This is a genomic window from Escherichia marmotae (assembly GCF_002900365.1).
GTDB lineage: Bacteria > Pseudomonadota > Gammaproteobacteria > Enterobacterales > Enterobacteriaceae > Escherichia > Escherichia marmotae.
Map to the genome: position 1 here is coordinate 1,436,517 of NZ_CP025979.1, position 20,408 is coordinate 1,456,924.

The following is a 20,408-nucleotide window of genomic DNA, read 5'->3' on the forward strand; positions in this document are numbered from 1 at the left end:
GATGGATCGGGTTATGAATGCATAAATCTTATCATAATCATTTATGCGTAGGGGGCTATTTCCCAGCCAGTGCGGCAATCGGTAAAAAGATCGGGTGGGCAGCGCCCTAATGTCACTCGCGTCGCCAGCTGCCAGCTAGCAAAATCGGTAATCGCCAGGCGTAACCCTTTTTGAAGAGAAGCTGTCGGTTTGATGCCATCCTGTAACCAGAGGGAGATAACTTCAAGAATGCCCGCCTGGCGATGTATTTTGGCATCCATTCGCCCGACTAATTGCCCACGATGTAGTAACGGCAGAACGAAATAGCCATACTGGCGTTTCGGCGCTGGCGTGTAGCATTCCAGCCGGTAGCTAAAATCAAAAAGTTGCTCTGCACGTTTACGATCCCAGACGACAGGGTCAAAAGGTGACAGTACAGTGCTATGCGTCGCGGTTAGTTTCCCCGCGAGAGCTGTTTCGAGAAGAGGCAACAAGTCAGCATGCAGCCAGAGTTGTCCTAATCTCTCCACATTTATGGGGATAATTTGTTGCTGTTCAGCACATAGATCACGCCAGGCCGACAGTGCAGGACGTTTCAAACGATAATAATCCGCCAGCCACTGTTCGCGGAATATTCCCAGGCAACGCGCGCTGTTATCCAGCATGGCGATTTCTGCTTCTGTTTGCGAAACGAGATCACGCTCATCATCCCAGTGAGGCATGACGCGATGGGTTAGATCATAAACTCGCTGGAAGTTGCGCCGTTCAACTACCATGACTTTTCCGGCAGTAAATAAGCCTTCCAGATGCCGTTTATGGGGCTTCCACTCCCACCAACCGCTTGCCCCTTTTCGGGGATGTTCAAAATCGGCTGAACGTACCGGTCCGTTATCTTGTATGTGCTGAATTAACTGTTCAATTTCTGCTACATGTTCCTGCATCCAGGCGTCTTTGTATTTCCAGCCCATTTTTTCAGGTGCCAGCATTCGGTGGCGAATAAGACGAAAATCGCTACGCGGCATAAAGCAGGCTTCATGCGCCCAGTACTCCATTAATTCGCCACGTGTCAGTGACTCATCCAGCCACTGCGGAGAATAATTACCAAGGCGACTAAAAAGTACCAGATAAGGGCTGCGGGCAACGATATTGATAGTGTCGATTTGTAGCAGGGAGATACGGGAGATAGTTGACAGGATATCTTCTGGCGACGCACGACGGCGGGATTTGTTTAACAGGCCTTGCGCGGCAAGGTGAAGATTACGCGCATCGGCAAGGGAAATATACGGCAGCGTCATCATGGCTCCATCTATTGAACGCTGCCGCGGCGGAATTAGTTGCCAGAAGCCAGCGAGGAAAGTTGCGCGAGCAATTTCTCTGGTTCATCGCCCGAAAGCTGTGCGTCAACGGGCAAATACCACCAATTTTCTTCTGCAAAGGCCCGGCATTTCACCGCATCTTTTTCAGTCATGATCAGCGTTTGCCCGGCACTTAACAGTGCGCTGACATCCGCATGATTCAAAGACTGATGATCGGCCAGCGGAACACATTTTTCTGGTTGAACACCGCACATATTCAGCGTGGCAAAAAAGCGCGGCGGGTGACCAATCCCCGCCATTGCTACCACATGTTCAAGTTGTGCAACATCACAACGCGTACCAGTACGCAAATTCACAGCCTGACCCGGCAGCAGATGCATTGGGATTTCACCATTGTGCGGTACACCGCCGTTGACGATTACCGCATCAACCGATTTTAAGCGCCCCGCTCGCTCACGCATTGGCCCCGCGGGCAACCACCAGCCATTACCAAAGCGACGCACACCATCGATGACGACAATTTCTACATCTCGCGCCAGGCGATAATGCTGTAGACCGTCGTCAGTCACGATGAGTTGTACATCAGGATGCTGCGCCAGAATCACTTTTACTGCATCAGAACGTTCGGGAGAAACCGCAACAGGCGCACCAGTGCGCTGATAAATAAGCACCGGTTCATCACCCGCCTGTGCCGTGGTGGTATCTGCCGACAGTAACAACGGATACGACTCGGCCTTACCGCCATACCCTCTTGACACCACACCAACGCGAACACCGCGTTTTTGCAGTTGTTCCACCAGCCAGACAACGACCGGGGTTTTTCCATTGCCACCTGCGGTGAGGTTACCGACCACCACAACTGGCACTGGCGCGCGCCATGCGCGTTTCAATTTTAATTTGTAGCAAAGACGGATTGCACCACTCACCAGGCCATACAGCCAGGAGAATGGCAGCAACAGCCGCCACAAAGGCGATTCACCAGACCAGATTTTTTCAATCATTGGCCAAACTGCATTTTGTGAAGTTGCGCGTAGACACCACGGTGTTCAAGCAAATCGTTGTGCGTACCGCGTTCCACAATGACCCCGTCCTCGACGACCACAATTTCGTCTGCCTTTTCAATGGTAGACAAACGGTGGGCTATCACCAGCGAAGTACGGTTTTTCTGCAACTCATCCAGCGCCGCCTGAATTGCACGTTCAGATTCAGTATCCAGTGCCGAGGTGGCTTCGTCCAGAATCAGAATCGGGCTGTCACGCAACAAAGCACGAGCAATAGCAATACGCTGACGCTGACCGCCAGAAAGCAGTACACCGTTTTCGCCAATTACCGTATCGAGACCGTTATCCATCTTATTGATAAAGTCCATGGCATAAGCCATACGCGCCGCTTCTTCAATTTGCTCACGGCTGTACTGGTCAGTACGTGCGTAAGCAATGTTGTTGGCAACCGTATCGTTAAACAGATGGACATTCTGCGACACCAGCGCAACCTGATTACGCAATGACGCCAGGGTATACTCGCGTAGATCATGACCATCCATCAGGATCTCGCCTTCATCGATATCGTAGAAGCGAGTGATTAAACTCGCGATGGTCGATTTACCCGAACCAGAACGTCCAACCAGAGCAACTGTTTTCCCTGCCGGGATTTTCAGGTTGATGTTACGCAAAGCGGGAACTTCACGCCCTGGATAGGTGAAGGTAACATTACGGAATTCCACATCGCCGGTAGCACGCTCAATCTCACGCTTACCTTCGTCTTTCTCCTGTTCACTATCCAGAATGGTGAACAGCGTCTGACAGGCCGCCATACCACGTTGGAACTGGGCGTTAACGTTGGTTAGCGATTTCAGCGGACGCATCAGTGCAATCATTGAAGAGAAAACAACGGTAATCGTACCGGCTGTCAGGCTATCCATCACACTTGGGAAGCTCGCCGCATACAGAACAAACGCCAGCGCCAAAGAAGCGATCAATTGAATGATCGGGTCAGAGATGGACGAGGCGGACACCATCTTCATCCCCTGCAAACGCATTTTGTTGCTGACCTTATCAAAACGCTTCGTTTCCACTTCCTGGCCACCAAAAATCAGCACTTCTTTGTGGCCTTTCAGCATCTGTTCCGCACTGGTGGTCACCTGCCCCATCGTGTTTTGCATGTTTTTACTGATGCTGCGAAAACGCTTCGATACGATACGAATTGCAATCGAGACAATGGGTGCCAGCACAATCAAAATGATCGATAACTGCCAACTGTAATAGAACATCATGGCGAACAAACCAATGATGGACGCACCTTCACGTACAACAGTAATCAGTGCGCCGGAAGATGACGAAGCAACCTGTTCAGAATCGTAAGTAATACGTGAAAGCAGAGTCCCGGTTGACTGTTTATCAAAAAATGAAACCGGCATTCCCATCATATGACCAAACAGGCGACGACGCATGGTCATTACCACTTTGCCAGATACCCAGGAGATACAGTAGCTGGAGATATAACTGGTGATACCACGTAAAATCATCAGCCCAATAACCACCAGCGGCATCCACATCAGCACGGAGCGATCTGTTTTACCAAAGCCATCATCAAGAAGTGGCTTAAGGAGCGATAACATGAAGGTATCGCTGGCCGCGTTGAGGATTAACGCTATGCCCGCCACGATCAGACCCGCTTTAAAAGGCGCAATGGTTGGCCACAGTCGGCGGAATGTCTGCCACGTAGAGAGATCTTTGTCGTTATGCATTCAAAAAACCAGCATTTGTTGAAATAGCCGCATATTCTACCCGTTATCCACTGGCACGCCAAACCACTGATGATACCAACGAGGTAAAATTTGCTCCCTTAGGCTGCGTACCAGCCAACCTCGCGCTGAAAAATCGACGGTTATTTGCCCCTGATGAGGGGTGTCAACCCATTGATATCCCTGAAGTTGATAGCGTCTTTTAACTTTACTGGAGGGTAGTCGCCACGCGTTATAGCGCGATGCCGATGCCAGTGCCACTTTTCCATTCACACGCTGAATTAATGGCAATGATGATGAGGTATTACTACCGTGATGGGGCACCTGAAGTAATGTCGCCTGCACATGCTGCCAGTAACGACTTAGCATTTTTTGTTCAGCTAGTGCTTCAATATCACCAGTTAAAAGAATGCTATACATTCCGTCATCAACCTTAACCACACAGGAATGGTTATTTCCTTTATCGCTGCTACCTTGTAAAGGCCAGTGCACACTAAAACGTAATCCTTGCCACTGCCACGCTTCGCCACGCACACAGGGCTGATGATGCTCCCCATTTAAAGGGCTTCTGACCCATAACGTCGGCCAGGTACGTAATATCGAGTCCAGTCCTCCCCGATGATCCAGATGTTCATGGCTAAGAATGACGCCTTCCGGTTCAAGGTTATGCCAGCGTAGCCAGGGGATGATAATTTGTTGCCCGCTGTCGCCCTCCGGCCAGGCAAGTCCCGTATCATAGAGAATCGCTTTGCCATTTCTCGCAATCACCATTGCCAGTCCCTGGCCGACATCAAGCATATACACCTGCCACTCGTCGGGCTGTGGTTTTTGCCACAGCGGCCAGCACATCATAATGCCTCCAGCCACACACACCACTGGCAGTGTTCGCCATACGTTTAGTCGCCATACTATCAACAATAACCAGGGAGAAAATGATAGCCATTGCCAACGTTCAGCAATGTTGATCCATCCTTCCGGCAAACTCTTTAACCCCCAGAAAAGTAAAGCCAAAGACCTGTCGGCAAGCAACCATAATCCTTGCTCCACAATTAATGGTCCGCTTAAATGCACGATCATCGCGGCAAGCGTCAACGGAACAGTAATAAATGTCACTAAAGGAATGGCAAATAGATTTGCTATAAACGAGGTCAGGCTAATGCCATGAAATATGACGATTTGTACAGGCATTAACAGGAGCGTTATTCCCAGTTGCAGATGGATGAGAGAAACCATCGCACGCACTGCAGGTGGCAGCGACCATACCGGACAGGGAAACCACTGATACCAAAAAATAAGCGCCGCCACCGCGGCGGCAGAGAGCCACAAGCTTTGCGAGAGAATGGCAACAGGGTCCATCAGCAATATTACTGCAAGGCAGCATATCCACACATCCCAGCCACTCCATTGTCGACCACTTAACTTAAGCATTCCCCACGTTGCAAGCGCCACTACGGTACGCAATGCGGGAGGTTGCATACCAGTCAACCATGCATAAAAAGCAGCACAGCAAATTCCGCCAATTAATGGTATCTGCCAATGGATCCAACGCCCAGGAAGGAAAATTTGCCCACTGCGAATAAGCCCTGCCGCCAGTAATGCCACAAAAGCAATGTGTAATCCCGATATCGCCATTAAATGCGCTGTACCGGTATTGCGCATAATATTTTTGATTTCTCTGGGTACAGATAACCGTTCACCCATACCTAAACCAAGAATGACCGTTTTCCACGGATAGGGTTGCAGAGACGTTTGTAAAGAGGCCAGATATTGCGCTCGCAGACTACAACTCGCTTCAATGACGCTTGCCTTCAGAAAGCGCCCGGTGAGCGGCTGATGCTGGGCAATGGCATAACGCTGGCTGTCAAAGCCGCCATCATTAAGCTGGCCGTGAACTGCACGAACGTTGAGTTTCATTAACCATTGTTGTCCGGCACAAACTGCTTGCGGCAGATATTCGCCATACAGCACGATGCCTGGCGCAGGGAAAAGACGTCGGCCTTGTAAGTGGGTAATTTGAGCGTAATGAGTGGTCATGCCATCAGTGGCAGTAATCTCGACGATTGCATCCTGCGTCGCACCAGCTAAGGCTTCTCCTACCCACATAACTTGCTTCGCCGCCAGTACGCCCCAAAGAAAAAACAGCAATATCAGCGTGAAATAACGAACAGCTTTAACAGGAATAAATGCCAGTACGCAGGCGAAAGTTGTAAGAACTGCAGTGGCTAACGTCCCGGGTAGTTGCGGTAATACCAGCAGTGGAAAAATCCCACAAATTACGCATACGCTGATCGTCGTTACTTTCATGCACCCCTCCCTGTTTTGGAAAGTGTGCAACTTTGTTCGGCAGTTGTCTGGTGGGTGTTTTGCTTTGCCCGAGGCGCCTTCAGAAGAATTTAACAGGAAGATGAAAACTGTACACAACTCTGCGAGACATCTTCCAGATTCAGATTACAGAAATGAAAAAAGCACCCGACAGGTGCTTTTTTCGCGTTCAAGTTTGTGTAAAAACTCAACCGTAAATATTGGCGCGATCGCGCAGTTCTTTACCTGGTTTAAAGTGAGGAACGTATTTTCCTTCCAATTCTACTTTATCGCCAGTTTTCGGATTACGTCCGGTACGAGGTGCGCGGTAGTGCAAAGAGAAACTGCCGAAACCGCGGATTTCAATACGCTCGCCCTGCGCAAGAGTCGAGGCCATATGCTCCAGCATCTCTTTTACTGCATCTTCAACCGTCTTGGCGGGAATGTGCGATTGCTGGGTGGCAAGTCTTTCTATCAATTCTGACTTGGTCATGATTCCTCCGGTTCCTTAAAGGCAAATTTAGCGGCTGCTGTTGCTGCATTGATTAAGGGCGGCCGTAGCCGCCCTTAGTGCTTGATTACAGGACGAAACCTGCAATCTGTCAAGTAAACTCAACAAACTTCGGAATAAAAATCCCGAAGAGTCAGAGAATTACTCGCCTTTAGCTGCTTTGAAAGCTTCAGCCATTGCGTTGTTGGAGAAGTTTGCATCTTCCTGTTTGTTAACAGTTGCGATTGCATCTTTCTCGTCAGCTTCGTCTTTCGCACGAACAGACAGGCTGATTGCGCGGTTTTTACGATCAACGCCGGTGAATTTAGCTTCAACTTCGTCGCCAACGCTCAGAACCAGGGTAGCATCTTCAACGCGGTCACGGGATGCTTCAGAAGCACGCAGGTAACCTTCAACGCCGTCAGCCAGTTCTACGGTTGCGCCTTTAGCGTCAACTGCAGTTACTTTACCGGTTACGATAGCGCCTTTCTTGTTCAGAGCAACCCAGTTGTTGAACGGATCTTCTGCGAGCTGCTTAACGCCCAGGGAGATACGTTCACGTTCTGCGTCAACCTGCAGAACAACTGCAGCGATTTCGTCGCCTTTTTTGTATTCACGAACTGCTTCTTCGCCTGCAACGTTCCAGGAGATGTCAGACAGGTGAACCAGGCCATCGATGCCGCCGTCCAGGCCGATGAAGATACCGAAGTCAGTGATAGACTTGATTTTACCTTCAACACGGTCACCCTTGTTGTGGGTTTCCGCGAACTGCTGCCACGGGTTAGCTTTGCACTGTTTCAGACCCAGGGAGATACGACGACGTTCTTCGTCGATATCCAGAACCATAACTTCCACTACATCGCCAACGTTAACAACTTTGGACGGGTGGATGTTTTTGTTGGTCCAATCCATTTCGGAAACGTGTACCAGGCCTTCAACGCCTTCTTCGATTTCAACGAAGCAGCCGTAGTCGGTCAGGTTGGTTACGCGACCAGTCAGTTTAGTACCTTCCGGATAACGTTTAGCGATAGCTACCCACGGATCTTCGCCCAGTTGTTTCAGGCCCAGGGATACACGGGTACGTTCGCGGTCGAACTTCAGCACTTTAACAGTGATTTCGTCGCCCACGTTGACGATTTCGCTCGGATGCTTAACGCGTTTCCAGGCCATGTCAGTGATGTGCAGCAGGCCGTCAACGCCGCCCAGATCAACGAATGCACCGTAGTCAGTGAGGTTCTTAACGATACCTTTAACTTCCATGCCTTCCTGCAGGTTTTCCAGCAGTTGATCGCGCTCTGCGCTGTTTTCGGATTCGATAACGGCACGACGAGAAACAACAACGTTGTTGCGCTTCTGATCCAGCTTGATTACTTTGAATTCAAGCTCTTTGCCTTCCAGGTGCAGAGTGTCACGCACCGGACGAACATCTACCAGAGAACCTGGCAGGAACGCACGAATACCGTTCAGCTCAACAGTGAAGCCGCCCTTAACTTTGCCGTTGATAACACCGGTAACAGTTTCAGCATCTTCGTAAGCTTTTTCCAGCGTGATCCAGGCTTCGTGACGTTTAGCTTTCTCACGGGACAGCAGAGTTTCACCGAAGCCGTCTTCTACTGCGTCCAGAGCAACGTCAACTTCGTCACCTACCTGGATTTCCAGCTCGCCCTGGGCGTTTTTGAACTGCTCAGCCGGGATGGCAGACTCAGATTTCAGACCAGCGTCAACCAGTACTACATCTTTGTCGATAGCAACAACAACGCCACGAACGATAGAACCCGGGCGGGTTTCGATTTCTTTTAAGGACTCTTCAAAGAGTTGAGCAAAAGATTCAGTCATGTTTAATCTTCAGGTTTATATTTAACGTCCACCTGGCTCCGTGCCGGATGGGGTTGTTTAACATACCCGCTGTCATTCCATTGCAGCGGGGGTACTGCAAATTCGGTCGCTTATGCGAGAGCCAATTTTTGGCGCGCGTAGTGTAACGCTTTTTCAATCACTTGCTCAATGCTTAAGGTGGTGGAATCCAACACTAAAGCATCGGCTGCCGGAACCAACGGCGCTACCGCGCGATTACGATCGCGGTCGTCGCGTTCTTTGATCTCGGCCAAAAGGCGCTCAAAGTTAACACTAAAGCCCTTCTCCTGCAACTGTAGCATGCGGCGATGTGCACGTTCTTCTGAGGAGGCGTCAAGGAAAATTTTCACTGGTGCATCAGGGAATACCACCGTTCCCATATCGCGGCCATCGGCAATCAGGCCAGGTAATTCGCGAAATGCGCGTTGGCGACGCAATAATGCTTCGCGAACACGGAGAAATGCCGCGACTTGTGAAGCGGCATTCGCCACTTCCTGGGTGCGAATTTCACCACTGACATCTTCTCCTTCGAGGATCACTTCCAGATTGCCATTGGTCGATACAAAACGTACATCCAGGTGGGATGCCAGTGGCACCAGAGCATCTTCCGACGCCACATCAACATGGTGATGTAATGCCGCCAGTGCCAGTACGCGATAAATTGCCCCCGAGTCCAGCAGATGCCATTGCAACGCTTCCGCCATAGCCTTACACAAAGTGCCTTTCCCTGCACCGCTTGGGCCATCAATGGTAATAACCGGGGCAATTGCCGTCATCTTTATCTCCTTAAAACAGGCGTACCGTTAACATAACCGCGCGCATTATACGCGCCAGCGCCACAAATCGTTAACGTTGTGTGCAAAAACCAGTTTTGTCTGTATTCAGATGGGGATTTATTGCGCAATTATAGCGGGCTGGCGAAAGACCAGCCCGAAAGATGACAATGATTTACTTACCAGAGGCGATACGGTCACGGATGTGTTGTGCACGCTCTGTTGATGGTGGATGAGAGTCAAACATAGACTGGGTACGACCGCCATCCAGGCTGGCCAGTTTTTCAAAGCTACCGACCAGTCCCTGGGTGTTGATGCCACGTTTCTTCAGCAGATCAAAGGAGAAATCATCTGCTTCGGACTCTTTATCGCGGGAGTACTTAGCATTGATAGCGCCTTCTGCGATATCGCCTAATTGTGAGCGGGAAAGCTGAGAAGCCACACCGCTGGTTGCGGAAATCGCATCACGTGCGGCAACAATCGCATAAGAGGCTTTCATTTCAGCCAGCGAGTGACCCAATGCAACGTGCCCCAATTCATGGCCCAGAACGCCTTCAATTTCATTGTCGTTCATCATGTCCATCAGGCCACTGTAGACACGAACACAGCCGTTTGCCATCGCCCATGCGTTAACGTCGCTGGTCATATATACCTTATAGTTGACCGGCGTACCGTTAATATTGCTACCCAATGCTTTGGCGATTTTTGCCAGACGTTTACCGTACTTGCTGGATTTGCTAGCGACTTTGTTGCCGCTGTCCATTTCGACACAACCCTGATTGGCAATCGCTTTTGCATCGGCATCGCTTAACGTTACGGCTTTATAGGCATTTAAACCGGAGCTGATAGCCAGATCGGTATTAATACCGTGCGTATTCTGACACCCTGTCAGTAATGCTGCAGAGGTCGCAATCGCCAGCAGTAATTTAGTATTCTTCATGTGAATCATCCGTTGATTAATCATACATAAATATTATGTATCAACAACTTACATTGACAACTAACGCTACCATTAATACGAATGGCTCACAATGTCCGAAAAAAAACGCCGACAATAAACCGACGTTTTGATAAAGAAAGATCTGTCTATTTATTGCCTGATATTCGTTCAGGCTGGTTGGCTAATACGTTCCAGTTGCTCGAAGTAATCCGGGAATGTTTTAGCCGTACATTTAGGATCAAGAATCGTCACCGGCGTATCTGACAATGCTACCAGCGAGAAACACATTGCCATTCGGTGATCGTTATAAGTGGCGATCCCGGCAAATTTCAGTTTTTCTGGCGGCGTAATGCGAATGAAATCATATCCCTCTTCCACTTCTGCGCCGACCTTACGTAATTCGGTCGCCATCGCAAACAGACGATCCGTCTCTTTAACGCGCCAGTTATAAATATTGCGCAGCGTGGTAGTGCCTTTAGCAAATAGCGCCGTCGTAGCGATAGTCATCGCCGCATCGGGAATATGGTTCATATCCATGTCGATAGCGTTCAGTTCACCACGCGTGCAGGCAATATAATCATCGCCCCAGCTAATGGTCGCCCCCATTTTTTCCAGTACGTCAGCAAAGCGAATATCACCCTGCATACTGTTGCGTCCAATGCCAGTCACTTTTACCGTACCGCCTTTAATCGCTGCTGCAGCGAGAAAGTAAGACGCCGAGGATGCATCCCCTTCCACTAAATAGTGGCCCGGTGACTGATAAGATTGACCGCCTTTTACTACAAATTGTTGATATTGCTTATTTTCAATCTCAACACCAAACGTCTTCATCAGGTTGAGCGTGATATCGATATAAGGTTTAGAAACCAGATCACCTTTAATCCGAATAACCGTATCTTCCGGCGCAAGCGGTGCGGTCATTAATAGTGCGGTGAGGAACTGACTGGAAACAGAGCCATCAACTTCGACATTGCCGCCAGTAAAACCACCCTGTAAACGCAACGGTGGATAATTTTCTTGTTCCAGGTAAGCGATTTTTGCCCCGCCCTGGCGCAGCGCATCGACCAGATGACCGATCGGGCGTTCTTTCATACGCGGTTCACCGGTCAGGACAATATTATTGCTTCCCAGACAAAGTGCCGCCGCCAGAGGACGCATCGCTGTCCCCGCATTACCGAGAAATAACTCCAGCGCACTTTCTGCGTGTAATGGACCGCCGTTACCGATAATTTCGCAACGCGTACGATCAGCAGAAAGCGTATAGCTCACCCCCAACGCCTGCAGTGCATTCAGCATATGGCGAACATCGTCGCTATCCAGCAGATTGGTTAATACGGTTTTGCCGTGTGCTAATGCCGCCAGCAATAAAGCGCGGTTAGAAACGCTCTTGGAACCGGGCAGATTAATGGTGCCATCAACTCGGGCGATGGGTTGTAACGTCAGGGATTCCATGAACTCAACTCTCTACAACAGAAATAAAAACCCCACAGTCTGGCTGTGGGGGATTAAGCAAAATTTCGGCATTAGCCGTGACGGCGTTCGAACTCAACCATGAAGTCTGTCAGCACTTTAACACCTTCCAGCGGCATGGCATTATAAATAGACGCGCGCATTCCGCCGACCACACGGTGACCTTTCAACGCATGAAGGCCCGCAGCGAAAGACTCTTCGAGGAACAACTTGTCAAGCGCACTGTCCGCCAACTGGAACGGCACATTCATCCGCGAACGGTTATCTTTTGCGACATCATTACGATAGAAATCGCTGTTATCTATTACGCCATACAGCAGTTCTGCTTTTTGCTGATTGATGTTGTCCATTGCAGCCACACCGCCGTTCGCTTTCAGCCATTTGAAGACCAGGCCAGATAAGTACCAGGCAAAGGTCGGCGGCGTATTAAACATGGAATCGTTATCGTTAAGGATGGAGTAATCCAGAATCGACGGGCATGCGATATTCGCTTTACCCAGTAAGTCTTCGCGAACTATGACGATCGTCAGGCCAGCCGGGCCGATATTTTTCTGCGCGCCAGCGTAAATCACGCCGTAGCGGCTGACATCAATCGGGCGGGAAAGAATCGTTGAAGAGAAATCGGCAGCGACTACCACATCTTTACCAAAGTCTGGCGTTTCATCGATGGCAATACCATCGATAGTTTCATTCGGGCAATAATGCATATAAGCAGCATTATCAGAGAGTTGCCATTCACGCATTGGCTTAACCGCGCGCAAACCATCAACAGTCACTTTGGCGTCAAACACATTTGGCTTGCAGTATTTTTTCGCTTCTTTGATGGCGCTTGCCGCCCAGTAGCCGGCATCAACATAATCTGCAGTGGTTTTATCACCGAGAATATTCAGCGGTACAGCCGCAAACTGACCCCGACCGCCACCATGGCAGAACAATACTTTATAGTTGGAGGGGACGTTAAGAAGATCGCGAAAATCCTTCTCGGCTTCCTCTGCAACCTGAATGAATTCTTTGCCGCGGTGGCTCACTTCCATCACCGACGTACCAAGACCGTTCCAGTCGCGCAGTTCCTGTTGAGCCTGTTTAAGCACCTCTGCCGGTAGCATTGCCGGACCAGAACTAAAATTGAAGATTTGAGCCATTTCCCCTCACCACGTTGCGTTGTCATTGACCCACGGTAATCGATTGCGACCCTGGGTAATACGTTATTCCTGTGACTATCGGTTTTATCATTCAGTGACGCGCGTCGCAATGGGTAAAACTGTTGCGGGTAAAAATGTGGTCCGCGTCACACAACAGAATATCTCGGATTCTAGTCAAAAAGCCGCTGTTTTTGCTGTCAGGTCACCCGTTTTACCCGACTTGCCTTCGTCCATTCTGGATTTGCACAGCGGGGACATAATTGTTTTTCACCTGCTTCCATATGAATGATTTCACTGCAACGGATACAGGCGTAGTCCGCCGACTCCGGCACCACTTTATAACGCTGAGTACAATCACTGGGTAAAATAAGTAATCCCGGTTTCACCTTTTCATCTTCAAAGAAATAGACGCTGATTTGCCCGTTGGTTTCAAGAATAGCCAGACGAACCTGTCCCAGTTGTTCCACACCACGCAACCGTAGCTCCATAAAAAACTCAAATTCCGTCATGTTGGAGTTATTAAGTTTCGACCAGGCCAGCTCACCATCTTCAATAATGACAACCGGCTTACCCTCCAACAGATCTTCCAGTTTTTCACTGTGCGCCATCGACCACATCACCAGGCGATATAACAACGCCAGAGTAATAAAGACAATAAGTACCGGGATCATCGGCACATCGTCATAAAATGCCACATCCCCAGCCGCCGACCCTAGTGTCAAAATGATTAACACTTCAAACAGCGACATTTGCCGCACGCCGCGTCTTCCGGTCATTTTGAGGAACAGAAAAACCAACACAAAGGTATAGAGACTGCGTAGGGCAACTTCGCCAAGGAAATCAAAAGGCACTTTATCGAATGCCATACGGTGGAGATCGAACGCCTTCATTTTTATGCTCTTATCGTGGTTTATCCACTAAAAGCATAGTCAACAGTTCATCGGCATGGCGGCGGTGATAGCGCCTTTGAGATAAAACCCGTATTATTGCGCGTTTTCCGTACGACTAAAGTGATTTTCATGACACAAACATTTATCCCCGGCAAAGATGCCGCTCTGGAAGATTCCATCGCTCGCTTCCAGCAAAAACTCTCCGACCTCGGTTTTCAAATTGAAGAAGCTTCCTGGCTGAATCCGGTGCCTAACGTCTGGTCTGTACACATCCGCGATAAAGAGTGCGCGCTATGTTTTACCAACGGTAAAGGCGCAACCAAAAAGGCGGCGCTGGCTTCTGCCCTCGGTGAATATTTCGAGCGTCTCTCTACTAACTACTTTTTTGCTGATTTCTGGCTGGGCGAAACCATCGCCAACGGCCCGTTCGTGCATTATCCCAACGAAAAATGGTTCCCACTGACCGAAAACGACGATGTGCCGGAAGGCCTGCTTGATGACCGTCTGAGGGCATTTTACGACCCGGAGAATGAACTGACCGGCAGTATGCTGATTGATCTGCAATCCGGTAATGAAGATCGCGGTATTTGCGGCCTGCCGTTTACTCGCCAGTCCGACAATCAAACCGTTTATATTCCGATGAATATTATCGGTAACCTGTATGTTTCCAACGGTATGTCCGCTGGTAATACCCGCAACGAAGCGCGCGTCCAGGGATTATCCGAAGTTTTTGAACGCTATGTGAAAAACCGCATCATCGCTGAAAGCATCAGCCTGCCAGAGATCCCGGCTGATGTGCTGGCACGTTATCCGGCGGTGGTTGAAGCCATCGAAACGCTGGAAGCGGAAGGTTTCCCAATCTTTGCTTATGATGGTTCGCTTGGCGGTCAGTATCCGGTGATCTGCGTGGTACTGTTCAACCCGGCTAACGGCACTTGCTTTGCCTCTTTCGGCGCACATCCTGATTTTGGCGTTGCACTGGAACGTACCGTGACTGAACTGCTGCAGGGCCGCAGTTTGAAGGACCTGGATGTATTTACTCCGCCAACCTTCGACGATGAAGAAGTAGCTGAACATACCAACCTCGAAACGCACTTTATTGATTCCAGCGGTTTGATCTCCTGGGATCTGTTCAAGCAGGATGCCGATTATCCGTTTGTCGACTGGAATTTCTCCGGCACCACTGAAGAAGAGTTCGCCACGCTGATGGCTATCTTCAATAAGGAAGGTAAAGACGTTTATATTGCTGATTATGAGCATCTGGGTGTCTACGCTTGCCGTATTATCGTGCCGGGCATGTCCGATATTTATCCGGCAGAAGATTTGTGGATGGCGAATAACAGTATGGGCAGCCATTTACGAGAAACGATTCTGTCGCTGCCAGGCAGTGAATGGGAAAAAGAAGATTACCTGAACCTCATCGAGCAACTGGATGAAGAAGGTTTTGACGATTTTACCCGCGTACGTGAGCTGCTGGGTCTGGCAACGGGGTCGGACAACGGCTGGTATACCCTGCGTATCGGTGAACTGAAAGCCATGCTGGCGCTGGCTGGTGGCGACCTGGAACAGGCTCTGGTCTGGACCGAATGGACGATGGAGTTTAACTCATCGGTGTTCAGCCCGGAGCGCGCGAACTATTATCGCTGCCTGCAAACCTTACTGCTGCTTGCTCAGGAAGAAGATCGTCAGCCACTGCAATATCTGAACGCGTTTGTTCGCATGTACGGTGCTGATGCGGTAGAAGCTGCCAGCGCAGCCATGAGTGGCGAAGCCGCGTTTTATGGCCTGCAACCGGTAGACAACGATCTACATGCGTTTGCCGCACATCAGTCACTGCTGAAAGCTTACGAAAAACTGCAACACGCCAAAGCGGCATTCTGGACAAAATAAAATCAAATAGCCTACGCAATGTAGGCTTAATGATTAGTCTGAGTTATATTACGGGGCGTTTTTTTAATGCCCCGCTTTACATATATTTGCATTAATAAAATAATTGTAATTATAAAGTTAAATATCGGTAATTTATATTTAATAAATACGATCGATATTGTTACTTATTTGCCTGATGCCCCCCTTTTAATTAACTGTTTTAGCGGAGGATGCGGAAAAAATTCAACTCATTTGTTAATTTTTAAAATTTATTTTTATTTGGATAATCAAATAATTACTCCGCATTTGCATAAAAACCATGCGACTTACGGGCCTATAAGCCAGGCGAGATATGATCTATATCAATTTCTCATCTATAATGCTTTGTTAGTATCTCGTCGCCGACTTAATAAAGAGAGAGTTAGTGTGAAAGCTGACAACCCTTTTGATCTTTTACTTCCTGCAGCAATGGCCAAAGTGGCCGAAGAGGCAGGTGTCTATAAAGCAACGAAACATCCGCTTAAGACTTTCTATCTGGCGATTACCGCCGGTGTTTTCATCTCAATCGCATTCGTCTTCTATATCACAGCAACCACTGGCACAGGCACAATGCCCTTCGGCATGGCAAAACTGGTTGGCGGCATTTGCTTCTCTCTGGGGCTGATTCTTTGTGTTGTCTGCGGTGCCGATCTCTTTACTTCTACCGTGTTGATTGTTGTTGCCAAGGCGAGTGGGCGTATCACCTGGGGCCAGTTGGCGAAAAACTGGCTGAATGTCTATTTTGGCAACCTGGTCGGCGCGTTGTTATTTGTACTTTTAATGTGGCTTTCCGGCGAGTATATGACCGCCAATGGTCAATGGGGGCTGAACGTCCTACAAACCGCCGACCACAAAGTGCACCATACTTTTATTGAGGCCGTCTGCCTCGGTATCCTGGCTAACCTGATGGTATGCCTGGCGGTATGGATGAGCTATTCTGGCCGCAGCCTGATGGACAAAGCGTTTATCATGGTGCTGCCGGTCGCGATGTTTGTTGCCAGCGGTTTTGAGCACAGTATCGCAAACATGTTTATGATCCCGATGGGTATTGTAATCCGCGACTTCGCTACACCGGAATTCTGGACCGCTGTCGGTTCAGCACCGGAAAATTTTTCTCACCTGACCGTGATGAACTTCATCACTGATAACCTGATTCCGGTTACGATCGGCAATATTATCGGCGGTGGTTTGTTGGTTGGGTTGACATACTGGGTCATTTACCTGCGTGAAAACGACAACCATTAATGGTTGTCGAAGTACGCAGTAAATAAAAAATCCACTTAAGAAGGTAGGTGTTACATGTCCGAGCTTAATGAAAAGTTAGCCACAGCCTGGGAAGGTTTTATCAAAGGTGACTGGCAGAATGAAGTAAACGTCCGTGACTTCATTCAGAAAAACTACACTCCGTACGAGGGTGACGAGTCCTTCCTGGCTGGCGCTACTGAAGCGACCACTACCCTGTGGGACAAAGTAATGGAAGGCGTTAAACTGGAAAACCGCACTCACGCGCCAGTTGACTTTGACACCGCTGTTGCTTCCACCATCACCTCTCACGACGCTGGCTACATCAACAAGCAGCTTGAGAAAATCGTTGGTCTGCAGACTGAAGCTCCGCTGAAACGTGCTCTTATCCCGTTCGGTGGTATCAAAATGATCGAAGGTTCCTGCAAAGCGTACAACCGCGAACTGGATCCGATGATCAAAAAAATCTTCACTGAATACCGTAAAACTCACAACCAGGGCGTGTTCGACGTTTACACTCCGGACATCCTGCGTTGCCGTAAATCCGGTGTTCTGACCGGTCTGCCAGATGCTTATGGCCGTGGTCGTATCATCGGTGACTACCGTCGCGTTGCGCTGTACGGTATCGACTACCTGATGAAAGATAAACTGGCACAGTTCACCTCTCTGCAGGCTGATCTGGAAAACGGCGTAAACCTGGAACAGACCATTCGTCTGCGCGAAGAAATCGCTGAACAGCACCGCGCTCTGGGTCAGATGAAAGAAATGGCTGCTAAATACGGCTACGACATCTCTGGTCCGGCTACCAATGCTCAGGAAGCTATCCAGTGGACTTACTTCGGCTACCTGGCTGCTGTTAAGTCTCAGAACGGTGCTGCAATGTCCTTCGGTCGTACCTCCACCTTCCTGGACGTGTACATCGAACGTGACCTGAAAGCTGGTAAAATCACCGAACAAGAAGCGCAGGAAATGGTTGACCACCTGGTCATGAAACTGCGTATGGTTCGCTTCCTGCGTACTCCGGAGTACGATGAACTGTTCTCTGGTGACCCGATTTGGGCAACCGAATCTATCGGTGGTATGGGTCTCGACGGTCGTACGCTGGTTACCAAAAACAGCTTCCGTTTCCTGAACACCCTGTACACCATGGGTCCGTCTCCGGAACCGAACATGACCATTCTGTGGTCTGAAAAACTGCCGCTGAACTTCAAGAAATTCGCCGCTAAAGTGTCCATCGACACCTCTTCTCTGCAGTATGAGAACGATGACCTGATGCGTCCGGACTTCAACAACGATGACTATGCTATCGCTTGCTGCGTAAGCCCGATGATCGTTGGTAAACAAATGCAGTTCTTCGGTGCGCGTGCAAACCTGGCGAAAACCATGCTGTACGCAATCAACGGCGGCGTTGACGAAAAACTGAAAATGCAGGTTGGTCCGAAATCTGAACCGATCAAAGGCGACGTCCTGAACTACGATGAAGTGATGGAGCGCATGGATCACTTCATGGACTGGCTGGCTAAACAGTACATCACTGCACTGAACATCATCCACTACATGCACGACAAGTACAGCTACGAAGCCGCTCTGATGGCGCTGCACGACCGTGACGTTATCCGCACCATGGCGTGTGGTATCGCTGGTCTGTCCGTTGCTGCTGACTCCCTGTCTGCAATCAAATATGCGAAAGTTAAACCGATTCGTGACGAAGACGGTCTGGCTATCGACTTCGAAATCGAAGGCGAATACCCGCAGTTTGGTAACAACGATCCGCGTGTAGATGACCTGGCTGTTGATCTGGTAGAACGTTTCATGAAGAAAATTCAGAAACTGCACACCTACCGTGACGCTATCCCGACTCAGTCTGTTCTGACCATCACTTCTAACGTTGTGTATGGTAAGAAAACCGGTAACACCCCAGACGGTCGTCGTGCTGGCGCACCGTTCGGACCGGGTGCTAACCCGATGCACGGTCGTGACCAGAAAGGTGCTGTAGCTTCTCTGACTTCCGTTGCTAAACTGCCGTTCGCTTACGCTAAAGATGGTATCTCTTACACCTTCTCTATCGTTCCGAACGCACTGGGTAAAGACGACGAAGTTCGTAAGACCAACCTGGCTGGTCTGATGGATGGTTACTTCCACCACGAAGCGTCCATCGAAGGTGGTCAGCACCTGAACGTAAACGTGATGAACCGTGAAATGCTGCTCGACGCAATGGAAAACCCGGAAAAATATCCGCAGTTGACCATCCGTGTATCTGGCTACGCAGTACGTTTCAACTCGCTGACTAAAGAACAGCAGCAGGACGTTATTACTCGTACCTTCACTCAATCTATGTAATTAGATTTGACTGAAATCGTACTGTAAAAAGCGTACAATAAAGGCTCCACGAAAGTGGGGCCTTTTTTAGCAAGAGAGCCTTTTTTGTCAGCTATCTATACTTTAAGGTGACTGCCAAAACAGACTCGACGTAGCCTTCGAGCTGCGCACCAACACGGCCTCAGATGGGCCACATCTGGAGAAACACCGCAATGTCAGTTATTGGTCGCATTCACTCCTTTGAATCCTGTGGAACCGTAGACGGCCCGGGTATTCGCTTTATCACCTTTTTCCAGGGCTGCCTGATGCGCTGCCTGTATTGTCATAACCGCGACACCTGGGACACGCATGGCGGTAAAGAAGTTACCGTTGAAGATTTAATGAAAGAGGTGGTGACCTATCGCCACTTTATGAACGCTTCAGGTGGCGGCGTTACCGCATCTGGCGGCGAAGCAATTCTGCAAGCTGAGTTTGTTCGTGACTGGTTCCGCGCCTGCAAAAAAGAAGGCATTCATACCTGTCTGGACACCAACGGTTTTGTTCGTCGTTACGATCCGGTGATTGATGAACTGCTGGAAGTAACCGACCTGGTAATGCTTGATCTCAAACAAATGAACGACGAGATCCACCAAAATCTGGTAGGCGTTTCCAACCACCGAACGCTGGAGTTTGCCCAATATCTGGCGAACAAAAATGTGAAAGTCTGGATCCGTTATGTCGTAGTACCTGGCTGGTCTGACGACGACGATTCCGCCCACCGTCTTGGTGAATTTACCCGTGATATGGGTAACGTCGAAAAAATCGAACTCCTCCCCTACCATGAGCTGGGCAAACACAAATGGGTGGCGATGGGCGAAGAGTACAAACTCGATGGCGTGAAACCACCGAAGAAAGAGACCATGGAGCGCGTGAAAGGCATTCTTGAGCAGTATGGTCATAAAGTGATGTTCTAAAACATCACGTGCAGGTTGAATTTCGCCCTGCAATTTTGGCTCCCCTCCTGTTAGTGATAATCAGTAAGCCAGCGTTAGGAGCATTCTC

At 49.4% G+C, this 20,408-nt stretch carries 15 protein-coding genes; 4 read left to right on the forward strand and 11 right to left on the reverse strand.

The features are described 5' to 3' along the window. Positions 1-41: 41 nt before the first annotated feature. From ycaQ to C1192_RS07690, 11 genes are all read right to left on the reverse strand, one after another. Positions 42-1,274 (reverse strand): crosslink repair DNA glycosylase YcaQ, encoded by a 1,233-nt coding sequence (ycaQ, locus tag C1192_RS07640; RefSeq protein ID WP_038354666.1) that lies wholly within the window; start codon positions 1,272-1,274, stop codon positions 42-44. 35 nt (positions 1,275-1,309) lie between these two features. Beyond that, the gene (gene lpxK / locus C1192_RS07645) at positions 1,310-2,296 is read right to left on the reverse strand and encodes a tetraacyldisaccharide 4'-kinase (protein ID WP_038354665.1); all 987 of its coding nucleotides are present in this window, start codon (positions 2,294-2,296) and stop codon (positions 1,310-1,312) included. Further along, a complete protein-coding gene (gene msbA, locus C1192_RS07650; RefSeq protein ID WP_000551252.1) occupies positions 2,293-4,041 on the reverse strand; it encodes a lipid A ABC transporter ATP-binding protein/permease MsbA in 1,749 nt (582 codons plus the stop codon). Before msbA ends, lpxK begins: the two co-directional genes overlap by 4 nt. A 36-nt stretch (positions 4,042-4,077) precedes the next feature. Beyond that, the gene (locus C1192_RS07655; RefSeq protein WP_038354664.1) at positions 4,078-6,342 is read right to left on the reverse strand and encodes a ComEC family protein; all 2,265 of its coding nucleotides are present in this window, start codon (positions 6,340-6,342) and stop codon (positions 4,078-4,080) included. A 205-nt stretch (positions 6,343-6,547) separates the two neighbouring features. Beyond that, positions 6,548-6,832 (reverse strand): integration host factor subunit beta, encoded by a 285-nt coding sequence (gene ihfB, locus C1192_RS07660; protein ID WP_000167336.1) that lies wholly within the window; start codon positions 6,830-6,832, stop codon positions 6,548-6,550. 159 nt (positions 6,833-6,991) lie between these two features. Then, the gene (gene rpsA / locus C1192_RS07665; protein WP_000140327.1) at positions 6,992-8,665 is read right to left on the reverse strand and encodes a 30S ribosomal protein S1; all 1,674 of its coding nucleotides are present in this window, start codon (positions 8,663-8,665) and stop codon (positions 6,992-6,994) included. A gap of 110 nt (positions 8,666-8,775) precedes the next feature. Next, positions 8,776-9,459, reverse strand: coding sequence for a (d)CMP kinase (gene cmk, locus C1192_RS07670; protein ID WP_038354663.1), 684 nt, complete (start codon positions 9,457-9,459; stop codon positions 8,776-8,778). 172 nt (positions 9,460-9,631) lie between these two features. Then, positions 9,632-10,396: a metallopeptidase YcaL gene (gene ycaL, locus C1192_RS07675; RefSeq protein WP_001516112.1), complete on the reverse strand. Its 765-nt coding sequence runs from the start codon at positions 10,394-10,396 to the stop codon at positions 9,632-9,634. A gap of 168 nt (positions 10,397-10,564) precedes the next feature. Beyond that, positions 10,565-11,848: a 3-phosphoshikimate 1-carboxyvinyltransferase gene (gene aroA, locus C1192_RS07680; protein ID WP_000445220.1), complete on the reverse strand. Its 1,284-nt coding sequence runs from the start codon at positions 11,846-11,848 to the stop codon at positions 10,565-10,567. Positions 11,849-11,919: 71 nt separating this feature from the next. Further along, complete coding sequence (gene serC / locus C1192_RS07685; protein WP_038354662.1) at positions 11,920-13,008, reverse strand: 3-phosphoserine/phosphohydroxythreonine transaminase; 1,089 nt, start codon at positions 13,006-13,008, stop codon at positions 11,920-11,922. 197 nt (positions 13,009-13,205) lie between these two features. Beyond that, positions 13,206-13,898 (reverse strand): DUF421 domain-containing protein, encoded by a 693-nt coding sequence (locus tag C1192_RS07690; protein ID WP_000642842.1) that lies wholly within the window; start codon positions 13,896-13,898, stop codon positions 13,206-13,208. Between the two features lie 129 nt (positions 13,899-14,027). Between C1192_RS07690 and ycaO the strand changes: the two genes are divergently transcribed. The 4 genes from ycaO (at position 14,028) to pflA (ending at position 20,320) form a co-directional block, all read left to right on the forward strand. Next, on the forward strand, positions 14,028-15,788 hold the full coding sequence (gene ycaO, locus C1192_RS07695; RefSeq protein WP_001516111.1) for a 30S ribosomal protein S12 methylthiotransferase accessory factor YcaO: 1,761 nt from the start codon (positions 14,028-14,030) through the stop codon (positions 15,786-15,788). A gap of 405 nt (positions 15,789-16,193) precedes the next feature. Then, on the forward strand, positions 16,194-17,051 hold the full coding sequence (focA, locus tag C1192_RS07700) for a formate transporter FocA (protein WP_000642551.1): 858 nt from the start codon (positions 16,194-16,196) through the stop codon (positions 17,049-17,051). A gap of 54 nt (positions 17,052-17,105) precedes the next feature. Beyond that, positions 17,106-19,388, forward strand: coding sequence for a formate C-acetyltransferase (gene pflB / locus C1192_RS07705; protein ID WP_038354661.1), 2,283 nt, complete (start codon positions 17,106-17,108; stop codon positions 19,386-19,388). 191 nt (positions 19,389-19,579) lie between these two features. Next, positions 19,580-20,320 (forward strand): pyruvate formate lyase 1-activating protein, encoded by a 741-nt coding sequence (gene pflA / locus C1192_RS07710; protein WP_038354660.1) that lies wholly within the window; start codon positions 19,580-19,582, stop codon positions 20,318-20,320. The last annotated feature ends 88 nt before the right edge of the window (positions 20,321-20,408 follow it).

Bases quoted from the DNA above. Each gene is read 5' to 3' on its own strand.
- ycaQ (WP_038354666.1), bottom strand. From the start codon at position 1,274: ATGACGCTGCCGTATATTTCCCTTGCCGATGCGCGTAATCTTCACCTT.
- lpxK (WP_038354665.1), bottom strand. From the start codon at position 2,296: ATGATTGAAAAAATCTGGTCTGGTGAATCGCCTTTGTGGCGGCTGTTG.
- msbA (WP_000551252.1), bottom strand. From the start codon at position 4,041: ATGCATAACGACAAAGATCTCTCTACGTGGCAGACATTCCGCCGACTG.
- C1192_RS07655 (WP_038354664.1), bottom strand. From the start codon at position 6,342: ATGAAAGTAACGACGATCAGCGTATGCGTAATTTGTGGGATTTTTCCA.
- ihfB (WP_000167336.1), bottom strand. From the start codon at position 6,832: ATGACCAAGTCAGAATTGATAGAAAGACTTGCCACCCAGCAATCGCAC.
- rpsA (WP_000140327.1), bottom strand. From the start codon at position 8,665: ATGACTGAATCTTTTGCTCAACTCTTTGAAGAGTCCTTAAAAGAAATC.
- cmk (WP_038354663.1), bottom strand. From the start codon at position 9,459: ATGACGGCAATTGCCCCGGTTATTACCATTGATGGCCCAAGCGGTGCA.
- ycaL (WP_001516112.1), bottom strand. From the start codon at position 10,396: ATGAAGAATACTAAATTACTGCTGGCGATTGCGACCTCTGCAGCATTA.
- aroA (WP_000445220.1), bottom strand. From the start codon at position 11,848: ATGGAATCCCTGACGTTACAACCCATCGCCCGAGTTGATGGCACCATT.
- serC (WP_038354662.1), bottom strand. From the start codon at position 13,008: ATGGCTCAAATCTTCAATTTTAGTTCTGGTCCGGCAATGCTACCGGCA.
- C1192_RS07690 (WP_000642842.1), bottom strand. From the start codon at position 13,898: ATGAAGGCGTTCGATCTCCACCGTATGGCATTCGATAAAGTGCCTTTT.
- ycaO (WP_001516111.1), top strand. From the start codon at position 14,028: ATGACACAAACATTTATCCCCGGCAAAGATGCCGCTCTGGAAGATTCC.
- pflB (WP_038354661.1), top strand. From the start codon at position 17,106: ATGTCCGAGCTTAATGAAAAGTTAGCCACAGCCTGGGAAGGTTTTATC.
- pflA (WP_038354660.1), top strand. From the start codon at position 19,580: ATGTCAGTTATTGGTCGCATTCACTCCTTTGAATCCTGTGGAACCGTA.